This is a genomic window from Brachyspira sp. (genome assembly GCF_050873525.1).
Lineage (GTDB): Bacteria > Spirochaetota > Brachyspiria > Brachyspirales > Brachyspiraceae > Brachyspira.
The window spans coordinates 1-10,395 of sequence record NZ_JBNMIZ010000087.1 but is presented as its reverse complement, the minus strand read 5'-3'; the positions used below and the strand labels follow the sequence as shown (position 1 = coordinate 10,395).

Below are 10,395 nucleotides of genomic sequence, written 5' to 3'. Positions count from 1 at the left end.
TTGAATAATAATATAAAAAATCATAACGATAATAATGACGATAATTATTGCAGTGAAGAAGATAAAGAGATGTTTTTGAACGCAATTAAAAATCTCGATTGCTCGAATCATATTAAAAACTTAAATGAAAGCAAAAAAAATTATTCAAAATTTAAACCGAATATAAAAACCGTGAAACCGCAGGATAGTTTAGATTTGCATGGACTCACAAGAGAAAGAGCTTTGCAAAGTATAAAGAAATTTATTTTTGAGGCTAAAAAAAATAATTTGAAAGTGGTTTTAATAATTCATGGAAAAGGATTTAGAAGCGAAAATAAAATAGCCGTTTTGAAAGATTTGGTAGAATATTATATAGCGACTGAAGGCAAATATTATATAAAATATTCCGCAGAAGCTCCCGCAAGACTCGGAGGAAGTGGAGCAAAATTAATTTATTTATTATAATTTAATAATATATCTTCGAGTTTTTTATTCGTATAAAAATCGGATTTCACTTTTGAGGCGATATCCAAAGCTGTTTTTTTAGGTATTTTCAAAACTTTTCCCGTAAATAAATCGTAATTATTTTTCAAAAGTTTTAATGTTTCGTATCCCATTATTACCGAGAGCAGACAGAATCGTCTATAGCCTTGAGCCTTTTTTTCTATGCTCATAATATATTCTATTGAAGGTTTAAATTCGTCATAAGCGCTTTCAATCATTTTATTTAAAACTTCGAGCGATTTATCCATATAAGCGGCATCTTCAAAATAAGGAGCGGGATTTTCATTGTCGAAAAGAGAGGAGGGCCAGAATATTCTTTTTTCTTTATAATCGGTTTTTGCGTCTTTTATTATATTAATCTTTTGTAAAAATATTCCAAGTTTTTTTGCGTTTTCCCTGTCTAAATTGAGTCCGTCCGATAATCGAGTCAATTCGGTTAAATATATTCCAACCGTTCCCGCGACATAATAGCAGTAATCGGTTAAATCGTCAAAGTTCGAGATGGAATGGTCTTGATAGTAAATCATTCCGTAGCCCATTTCTTTTAAGTAGGAAATCGACATATTTTTTATTTCAATCGGAAAGTTAAAAAAAGATTTAAGGACAATGTCGATATTTTCTATGAGGACTTTATCGTTTTCGTTTATCGTTTTGCTTATTACGACTTTTTTGAAATTCTCCAAATTTTTTGTGTCGCCCGTTTTCAATATGTTTATGAATCCAGTTATCAATGTTTCTTTATCTTTAACTTCATGCATCGAATCTTCAATAGTGTCGATTATTCTTGCGAGTAAATATTGAACTTCCACTTTTATTTTTTTATTTTTATCGAGGAGCGGAATCGCCAAAGCGAAACTCCTTGAAACCAAATCGAGCAAATATTTTGTAGTGATTTTTTCTCCCATAATTTTTCCTTATTATAAATATTTTTTATTCGTCAATATTTTTTAGTAACGATACGCAATGAACTGCTATTCCTTCTCCTCTTCCGACAGCGTCCATCTTTTCGTTAGTTTTAGCTTTTATAGAAATATTTTTTATATCGGTTTTCAATACTTTCGCCAAACTTTCGCGCATAGAATCAATATAATCTCTCAATTTTGGTTTTTCAAGTATAATCGTAATATCGGTATTTGAAATATTATATTTTTTTTCTTCCATAATTTGAACGGTTTTTTTAAGCAATTCTACGGACGAAATATTTTTATATTTATTGTCGGTATCGGGAAAATGGCTTCCTATATCGCCCAAAGATAAAGCTCCAAAAATGGAATCTATCAGCGCGTGAATTACCGCATCGGCATCAGAATGTCCTTTTAATCCGAATTCGCTTTTAATTTCTATTCCCGCCAAAATTAATTTTCTATTTTTTTCAAATATATGAGAATCATAACCATGTCCTATTCTCATTTTATATCTCGCTTTTTTATTTTATAATTTAAAATTATACTAAAAGGATTATATTTGTCAAACTTATCATTTTTAAAATAGTCGATTGCTTCGCTTTCTACGAAAGCTCGCAATGACGGAATTATTAAAAATATTTGCAATGACGATAAAAAATCATTTAATTAAAATAGAAAATATATAAATTATGTTAACTTTTGCCGTAAATTCGCTTAAATTCTTTCATAAATTTATTACTTTTGTAAATTTCTTATTTTTTTTTTTTTTTTTGACAACAATAAAATTTTTTACTTGACTTTTTAGAAAAAATGTATTATACTATTTAGCGTAGGGAGAGAGAAACCCTATAAAATCTAATTATTAAGGAGTTAATTATGACAACCAAAAAAAATCTCAAAACCTCACGAGTAATTGCGGTTATTTTATTAATCGCCATATTTAGTATTGTTGGTATAGTTGCCTGCAAAGGAAACGAAGCTACTAATCCAACCGAATCTGGATTGACATTAGTTCCTGGAGACACTGGACCTGTAACAAATATTCCTACAGATACGAATACGCCTGGAACGAATATGCCTGGAACAGATACGAATAATCCTGGAACGAATACTGGACCAGATACAAATGACACTGATACAAACCAAAAGCCGCCTGAACCTCCAGAACCTCCAAAACCTACTTTTGCTGAAGACACATATTATAAAATATATGCGCCTTTCGTTAAATGGGATAATTCTCAAGAGCCAAACGGATGGAGAACGAATGTTAGCTGGCAAGACACTAATACTTTGACTCAAATTTGGAAAGACCAAATCGAAGGCGGAAAATACAACGATGGAAAGAGATGGATGATAAGAGACGCAAATAATAACTCTCTAGGCGACCCAAGAACTCAAAGCTATTATTACTTCGATAAAGATTTCAATATCGTATATTACAGACAAGGAAAAGGTTCGCTTACCGTTAGGAAATTTATAACTGGTATAATCGTAAAATATAAAGGCGGAAGAAATAACGGAACTTACGCGATAGGCGGAGTATATGAAACCGTATTAACGAAGGACGAAATTACTGGTAATAACTTTGACCAGTTAAACATATTTATGGGACATGACGATATGAGAGCTGATAAAGGCGGTTTAGAGATTTTGACAATGAATACTGGCATGGGAGACGATGCATATCAAAACGAATTCGGAGTTGACTTCTATTACAATAAAAATGTAATGGGCGAAGAGCAATTAGGAGAATATACGAGTAAGAATCCCGATGAGCTAAATGACTTCATTGGAGCAAGAAATCTATCTTTTAATCTTGCGTATATGAACTTTAGATTCTTCTTCGGACAACCTTACGAATGGCATTTAACCGACCATTTAAGTCAACAAGACTGGCATTAATAGAATAGAATATAGTAAAATAACAAATATTTAATAACTCGTGAAACTTGGACTTGCCTTTTTTTGGTAAGTCCTTTTTTTATTGTCATTACGAGGCTATTTATAGCCGAAGTAATCCAAAATTAATAGAATTGATTTTAAAATTTAATTTCATTAATAGTGGATTGCCACGACTTCTTACGAAGTCTCGCAATGACAGATAAAAATATTATTGCAGGCTCTTTTTTATTAACATTCTTATATTTTCCTAACTTACTTTATCGGAAGAAGATTTTTTCACGGGAACGATATAAGTAAAATCAAATTTAAGTTCTTGGTCGTATCTGCCGCCAACTTTATTCTCTTCGGTTAAAAATACGCCGTTGATTAAAGCCAAAGTTAGAGATATTCCGTTATCGAATACGAATTCTTTTTTAAGATTTAATCCAAAATAGAAAGGCACTCTGTAAAAAGGGTCGCCTTCCACGCTTATAAATTTATGATTTTTATTTATGTAAAAGCCAGAAATGAAAGCGATAGGCTCTATTTCAAACCAGTTAAGAACGGGAATATTTCCTCTCAAAAATAATCCATGCCCGAATTTCGTTATATTATTATCTCTGTCGGGTATATTATAAGAAGCCATATAAAGTATTGATAAATATTCGCTATTGATTCCAATCGCTCCAACGTAATTTTCCGTGATTGCGGGAGTTCCTTCTACAAAAGGATATTCATGTCCTCCGTTATGCCAATAATGAATCGCAATATAAGGAGTAAATATTTTTATAAAATCCAAAGCGTAAATTATTCCGACATCGAATCTCTCTCTATGTTTTGCGTTATGTTGTATTTGCCAGTTCATATAAGCTTCGCCTCTTCCTCCTTTAAACCATTCAAAAGAAGCGCCGTATTCGTAAAATCCATGAGTAAAAGGCTCGTTATATTGATAACCTTCGGGACCTTTCGCTATCAAAGTATTATCTGGAGTCGCTCTCACAACGGGAGTCATATTCATTAAAGGGTCTCTTATTGGAGCGGGCAGATTATGTCCTCCTACCATAGTTCCGATTCTTAAAGATATATATTCGTTTGAAACTTGAGTTGTCGCTATCGGAAAAAATCTTATGCCTTGCGGAAATTCAAAAGTAAAAGGAAAAAATATGGAAACGCCGACTCTTAAACTTACCAAATCGTTAAATTTTATATCAAAAGCTCCTTCCGTAAAGTTTTCAAAATAGGTTAAAGTGGTTCTTGTCGCTTCCCAATATGTATTTTCACCGTTATAAGCGTAAGAACTTGTGAATAATCTAAAATCTACCGTAGTTTCGCCAAATGCGTTTATTGTCAAAATAACTGATATAATAATAAAAATAATAAAATTAACAACTTGCTTTGTAGACATACCTTTAGACTTAAGTCTAAAATGTATTTGGCTTCTATCTGCTTGATATACAGGTTTTCCATCAAAAAGTCTCTTAAAAATTACAAATATGTTATCAAAAATAGGAACAGCTAATGCAAATATAGGTAAAAACAAACTCATTACTGTTGCTTGTTTAAATGCTCCATCTAATGCTATTATAGAAAGTAAAAATCCTATAACGTTAGCTCCTGAATCCCCCATAAATACCTGTGCAGGATACTTATTATATATCAAGAAACCTAGAATAGCACCTACTAAACATATTGATGTTTCTGCTGAACATGTTTGACCTAATATTAATGCTGCACAAAAAAAGGTTAATGAAGAAACTACAGATATTCCACCTGCTAATCCATCCATTCCATCAGACCAATTAATAACTGTTGTTACTCCAAATATCCATGTTATAGTAAGAATACATTGAAGATATTCTGGTAATAATATATATTCATTTGTAAATGGATTGTCAAATCCTCTAAATACTATTCCTGCTCTATAAACTAAATAAGCAGCAAATAACTGTACAATTAATCTAGGCAATATAGGAAATTCTTTTTTTCTAGGCTTATATGTATCATCAAATATTCCTATAAATAATATTAATGTTGCTCCTATAAAAATCCAAAACTTATGTTCATCAATCTCAGTTACAAATATTAAAAATGAAATAAAAAATCCTAAATATATTCCTATACCTCCTGATAACGGTATAGGTGCTGCATGCGCCTTTCTTTTTGTTGGCTTATCTGTAAATCCTATCTTTTGAGATAGTTTTATAAGTGGTTTAGTTAATAAAAAAGATATAACAAATGCCACTAATAAAATTAATATATAACGCATCTCATATTCTCCTCTAATTTTCTCTTTTAGTTTTCATATTATAATTCACATTAGATTATACTATTATCCTGCACTTTAATCAAATAAAATATAATTTCCTTGAAAAGTTAAAAAGCGCATCTTCACAGTTAAAGTTTAACTGTGAAAATACGCTTTTACATCCAGAAATTAACCTCTTTGTTCTATCATTGACTTAACCTTCATTAGACGTGTAGTTGCTGATCTTTCATTTTCATCAAGCTTCATACGAATATATTTTATAGTTTCTTCTAATTGTGGTATTGTCATATATTCAAGAGCATTAACTCTTCTTCTAGTCTTTTCTATTTCATCAGCCATAAGTTGGCATGATTTTTCTACTTCTGCTAATTCTAGTAGCTTAGGTAGAATTCCATATAATTTTGCTATAGCATCATCTAAATCTGCTGAAGTGTTAGCAAATCCATAAGGATATATACTACCTTCATCACCTTCTAGCTCCCTCTTGAAATTCATTACTGGAACAGAAACACTCATAACGTTTTTCTCTCCAACATCAACTGATATATGTTCCTTTGGGTAAGCTATAGCTTCTTCTAGAAACTCAGAACTCATTACAGCTCTTGCCATAACGAAGTCCTTTAGAGATCCTTCTAGTTGTCCTTCAACTTCTTTTCTTAATGTATTATTATATTTAACTAAATTAATGAATTGTCTCATTAACTCATCTTGTTTATCTTTTAACAGCTTGTGACTTCTTGTAGAGGTAGACAGTCTTTTCTTAAGTCTGCTAAGTTCCATTCTGGTAGGATTAACATTAAGCTTTGCCATATGCTACGCATCCTCTCTTGGCATATATTTTTCAAGGTATTCATCTCTGATTCTCTTAAGTTCTGTTCTAGGAAGCATCTTTAATAACTTCCATCCTAAGTTAAGAGTTTCTTCTATTGTTCTATTTGTGTTAAATCCTTGAGAAACATATTCCTCTTCAAAAGCTTCTGCGAACTTAGCTAGCTTTTTATCTGTATCAGATAATGCTGATTCTCCAAGGATAGCAGATAATTCTTTTGCTTGCTTACCTTGTGCATATGCTGAGAATAATTGGTTCATTGTATCAGCATGATCTTCTCTTGTTTTTCCCTTACCAATACCTTTATCTTTTAATCTTGATAATGATGGTAAAACATCTATTGGTGGCTCTATACCCTTTTTATATAATTCTCTTGAAAGAATTATTTGACCTTCTGTGATATATCCAGTTAAGTCTGGGATTGGGTGAGTCTTATCTTCTTCAGGCATTGTAAGTATTGGAATTTGTGTAATGGAACCTTCTTTACCTCTTATTCTACCTGCTCTCTCATATAATGTTGAAAGGTCAGTGTATAAATAACCTGGATAACCTCTTCTACCAGGAACTTCCTTTCTCGCTGCAGAAATTTCTCTTAATGCTTCTGCATAATTTGTTATATCTGTCATTATAACTAGTACTTGCATTCCCTTTTCGTATGCTAAATATTCAGCAGTAGTTAATGCCATTCTTGGAGTACTAATTCTTTCGATAGCTGGGTCAGATGCTAAGTTCATAAATAGAACTGATCTATCAATAGCTCCTGTTGATTCAAATTCATCTATGAAGAATTGAGCTTCTTCGAATGTAATACCTATAGCTGCAAAAACTATAGCGAATTTTGAATCATTGTTAAGAACTCTCGCTTGTCTTGCTATCTGTGCTGCTAATTCCTTGTGTGGTAAACCAGAAGCAGAGAAAACTGGTAACTTTTGTCCTCTAACTAAAGTGTTAAGTCCATCAATAGCTGATATTCCTGTTTGAATAAATTCTGAAGGGAAATCTCTAGCTACTGGATTAATTGCTTCACCATTTATATCTCTTCTTTCCTCTGGAATGATAGCTGGGCCACCATCTTTTGGAACACCCATTCCTGTAAATACTCTTCCTAGCATGTCTTCTGAACATCCTATTTCAAGTGGTCTTCCTAAAAATTTTGCTTTTGTTCCCTTTAAGTTAATTCCTGAAGAACCTTCGAAGATTTGTACCATGGCCTTTGAACCACTAACTTCTAGTACTTTACCTTTTCTCTTTTCTCCAGTTTGTAACTCGATGTCTACTAATTCATCGTATTTAACACCTTCAACGCCTTCAACAACCATCAAAGGGCCAACAACTTCTGTAACTGTTTTATATTCCTTAAGCATCTTGTACCCCTCCTTTGTTTATTAAGTCGTCGATAGCTTTCTTAAGATCTTCAGCTGTTTGGTCGATCTTTTCTAATTCATCTTCTTTTACATATTTACTTCTAGCAATTCTATCTCTGATGTCTTCTAATGCTAAAACTTCTGATAAATAAACACCATTATCAAGTGCTCTTTCAGCTTCTCTCTTGAAACCAATAATAACTTTTAGCATCTTATATTGCTTATCTAATGAAGTATATGTATCAATTTCGTGGAAACCATTTTGTTGTAAATAGTCTTCTCTAATTGACTTAGCTACTTCTAATTTTAATCTATCTTTTTCTGATAAAGCATCTATACCTACTAATCTTACGATTTCTTGAAGGTTTGCTTCATCTTGTAATAAAGACATACATTCTTGTCTTAAATCTGACCAATCTGGTTTAACATTTTGATCCATCCAAGCATCTATTGTACTTTGGTATAGAGAATATGAATTTAACCAGTTAATTGATGGGAAATGTCTTTGATAAGCAAGTTGAGCATCTAGTCCCCAGAATACCTTAACAATTCTTAAAGTTGCTTGTGATACTGGTTCTGAAATATCTCCTCCTGGAGGTGATACCGCACCTATAGCAGTTATTGCTCCTTCTCTATTACCATTTCCTAAACATACAACCTTTCCAGCTCTTTCATAATAATCAGCAAGTCTTGATCCTAAATATGCTGGATATCCTTCATCACCAGGCATTTCTTCAAGTCTACCTGACATTTCTCTTAATGCTTCTGCCCATCTTGATGTAGAGTCAGCCATAATAGATACTGAATATCCCATATCTCTAAAGTATTCAGCTATTGTTATACCTGTATATATAGAAGCTTCTCTAGCTGCAACTGGCATGTTTGAAGTGTTAGCTATAAGAACTGTTCTCTTCATTAAGCTTTCACCAGTCTTTGGATCTTTTAGTTCTGGGAATTCGTTAAGAACGTCTGTCATTTCGTTACCACGTTCACCACAACCAACATATACAACTATTTCAGCATCTCCCCATTTAGCTATTTGGTGTTGTACAACTGTTTTTCCAGCTCCGAATGGTCCTGGAACTGCTGCTGCTCCACCCTTTGCTACTGGGAAGAAAGTATCTATAACTCTTTGACCAGTTGTCATAGGTGCTTTTGGATTAAGCTTTTCAGCATATGGTCTACCTTTTCTTACTGGCCATTTTTGCATTAATTGAACTTCTTTATCTCCATCTTCAGTTTCAATAACAGCAATTGTATCAACTACTGTAAATTCACCTTCTTGGATAGATTTTACTTTACCTTTCATATATGGTGGAACCATTATCTTTTGTTCAACAACTGATGTTTCTTGAACTGTTCCTAAAACATCTCCACCAGATACTTCATCACCAACTTTAGCTGTTGCTTTAAATGCCCATTTCTTTTCTCTGTTTAATGATGGAACTGATATACCCTTTGTAAGGAAGTCAGATTTTGCTACCTTCCAAAATTCATCTAGTGGTCTTTGTATACCATCAAACATTGATTCTATTAGTCCTGGTCCTAACTCAACGCTTAGTGGTTCTCCAGTTGTAACAACTGGGTCTCCAGGTCCTATACCTGCAGTTTCTTCGTAAACTTGGATTGATGCCTTATCGCCTCTCATTTCTATAATTTCACCGATAAGTCCTTTTTCTCCAACCTTACAAACATCATAAGTATTTGCTTCGTCCATTCCTTCAGCAACTACTAAAGGTCCTGAAACTTTAATTATTCTTCCGGTCTTCACCTTACCAACCTACCTTCCTATAAAATATTAACGCCTACAGCTTTTTCTACGTTATCGCTAATTCTTTGTAATCCTATATTTAATGATCCTTGATTGCTAGGAATTAATATTACAGCGGGAAGTGTTTTATTGTTATATCTCTCAATAGTTTCTTCTATATTTTGAGCAACTTGTTCTGTTACAAAGATAACTGCATAATCGTTCATAGCTAATTTGTCGATAATTTTTCTTGCTTCATCGCTTTCTACTACTGGAAATACATCTATTCCTAGTGCTTTGAATGCTAAAACTGAATCTTTATCACCAACTACTCCTATTTTCTTATACATATATATCACGCAGCCTTTCTCTTATTACTTCCCCAGCAATATTATTGAGTTTGCCTACCATTATAATTCTAATTACTTTTATTTCTGTTTCCTTTGCATAAATATATGCTAAGACAGGTTCTATTCCAAATGGTATTAATTTCGCATCTTTCATCATATCCATTATGTAATTATCAATTAGCTTTTCTAAAAGTCCTGCTGAACCATTTTTAGAATATTCCTCTACTCCATTCTTTAAAACATCAACATAATCTGTATAGCTTAACTTTCCAGGAATGTTTTCAACTGAATCAGTTAACAATGCTGCTAATGTTTCCTTATCAATAGAGCCTCCATCAATAACTACTGATAATAAAAATTCTCTGCTCTTGTTTTGTTTCTTTACTCTAAGTAAAGTTTTTACATTAGTTAAATCTATTAATGAACTAACATATTTATCAGCGAATTTATCATCTATTTCTTTAGCTATTAACTTCATATCTTCAAACATATACTTGTCTAAGATTACGTCTATTCTTTGAGGGTCCTTCTTTGAATTATAATCTTCAATAGCTTCTTCTATTGCTT

Annotated in this window: 10 protein-coding genes and 1 pseudogene; 2 read left to right on the top strand and 9 right to left on the bottom strand. The window is 32.5% G+C overall.

The features are described 5' to 3' along the window. Window positions 1-444, top strand: a 444-nt coding sequence (locus ACR0QS_RS07260; protein WP_432632771.1) for a Smr/MutS family protein, incomplete at its 5' end; no start/stop codon positions are given. Here ACR0QS_RS07260 and ACR0QS_RS07255 read toward each other — a convergent pair. Continuing rightward, window positions 432-1,388, bottom strand: a complete 957-nt coding sequence (locus tag ACR0QS_RS07255; RefSeq protein ID WP_432632770.1) for a squalene/phytoene synthase family protein — start codon at window positions 1,386-1,388, stop codon at window positions 432-434. The two genes, ACR0QS_RS07260 and ACR0QS_RS07255, sit on opposite strands and share 13 nt — an antisense overlap. Window positions 1,389-1,413: 25 nt before the next feature. Continuing rightward, on the bottom strand, window positions 1,414-1,893 hold the full coding sequence (gene ispF, locus ACR0QS_RS07250; protein ID WP_432632769.1) for a 2-C-methyl-D-erythritol 2,4-cyclodiphosphate synthase: 480 nt from the start codon (window positions 1,891-1,893) through the stop codon (window positions 1,414-1,416). Window positions 1,894-2,264: 371 nt separating this feature from the next. On the opposite strand from ispF, the gene ACR0QS_RS07245 reads away from it, so the two are divergent. Further along, window positions 2,265-3,290, top strand: a complete 1,026-nt coding sequence (locus ACR0QS_RS07245; RefSeq protein WP_432632768.1) for a hypothetical protein — start codon at window positions 2,265-2,267, stop codon at window positions 3,288-3,290. Between the two features lie 247 nt (window positions 3,291-3,537). On the opposite strand, the gene ACR0QS_RS07240 is transcribed toward ACR0QS_RS07245, so the two are convergent. The 7 genes and pseudogenes from ACR0QS_RS07240 to ACR0QS_RS07210 form a co-directional block, all read right to left on the bottom strand. After that, a complete protein-coding gene (locus tag ACR0QS_RS07240) occupies window positions 3,538-4,674 on the bottom strand; it encodes a hypothetical protein (RefSeq protein ID WP_432632772.1) in 1,137 nt (378 codons plus the stop codon). Window positions 4,675-4,851: 177 nt separating this feature from the next. Further along, window positions 4,852-5,535: pseudogene (locus ACR0QS_RS07235) on the bottom strand (glycosyltransferase family 4 protein); the annotation flags it as partial. Window positions 5,536-5,703: 168 nt separating this feature from the next. After that, window positions 5,704-6,345, bottom strand: coding sequence for a V-type ATP synthase subunit D (locus ACR0QS_RS07230; protein WP_216389566.1), 642 nt, complete (start codon window positions 6,343-6,345; stop codon window positions 5,704-5,706). Window positions 6,346-6,348: 3 nt separating this feature from the next. After that, window positions 6,349-7,728, bottom strand: a complete 1,380-nt coding sequence (locus ACR0QS_RS07225; RefSeq protein ID WP_216389565.1) for a V-type ATP synthase subunit B — start codon at window positions 7,726-7,728, stop codon at window positions 6,349-6,351. Then, window positions 7,721-9,499: a V-type ATP synthase subunit A gene (locus ACR0QS_RS07220; protein ID WP_216389564.1), complete on the bottom strand. Its 1,779-nt coding sequence runs from the start codon at window positions 9,497-9,499 to the stop codon at window positions 7,721-7,723. Before ACR0QS_RS07220 ends, ACR0QS_RS07225 begins: the two co-directional genes overlap by 8 nt. A gap of 17 nt (window positions 9,500-9,516) precedes the next feature. Further along, window positions 9,517-9,828: a V-type ATP synthase subunit F gene (locus tag ACR0QS_RS07215; RefSeq protein WP_216389563.1), complete on the bottom strand. Its 312-nt coding sequence runs from the start codon at window positions 9,826-9,828 to the stop codon at window positions 9,517-9,519. Further along, the coding region (locus ACR0QS_RS07210) for a V-type ATPase subunit (RefSeq protein WP_432632767.1) at window positions 9,821-10,395 on the bottom strand (575 nt) is incomplete at its 5' end. The genes ACR0QS_RS07210 and ACR0QS_RS07215, both read right to left, overlap by 8 nt.

Excerpts from the sequence above, each read along its gene's own strand:
- ispF (WP_432632769.1), bottom strand. The coding sequence starts at position 1,893 with ATGAGAATAGGACATGGTTATGATTCTCATATATTTGAAAAAAATAGA.
- ACR0QS_RS07225 (WP_216389565.1), bottom strand. The coding sequence starts at position 7,728 with ATGCTTAAGGAATATAAAACAGTTACAGAAGTTGTTGGCCCTTTGATG.
- ACR0QS_RS07255 (WP_432632770.1), bottom strand. The coding sequence starts at position 1,388 with ATGGGAGAAAAAATCACTACAAAATATTTGCTCGATTTGGTTTCAAGG.
- ACR0QS_RS07240 (WP_432632772.1), bottom strand. The coding sequence starts at position 4,674 with ATGTCTACAAAGCAAGTTGTTAATTTTATTATTTTTATTATTATATCA.
- ACR0QS_RS07215 (WP_216389563.1), bottom strand. The coding sequence starts at position 9,828 with ATGTATAAGAAAATAGGAGTAGTTGGTGATAAAGATTCAGTTTTAGCA.
- ACR0QS_RS07245 (WP_432632768.1), top strand. The coding sequence starts at position 2,265 with ATGACAACCAAAAAAAATCTCAAAACCTCACGAGTAATTGCGGTTATT.
- ACR0QS_RS07230 (WP_216389566.1), bottom strand. The coding sequence starts at position 6,345 with ATGGCAAAGCTTAATGTTAATCCTACCAGAATGGAACTTAGCAGACTT.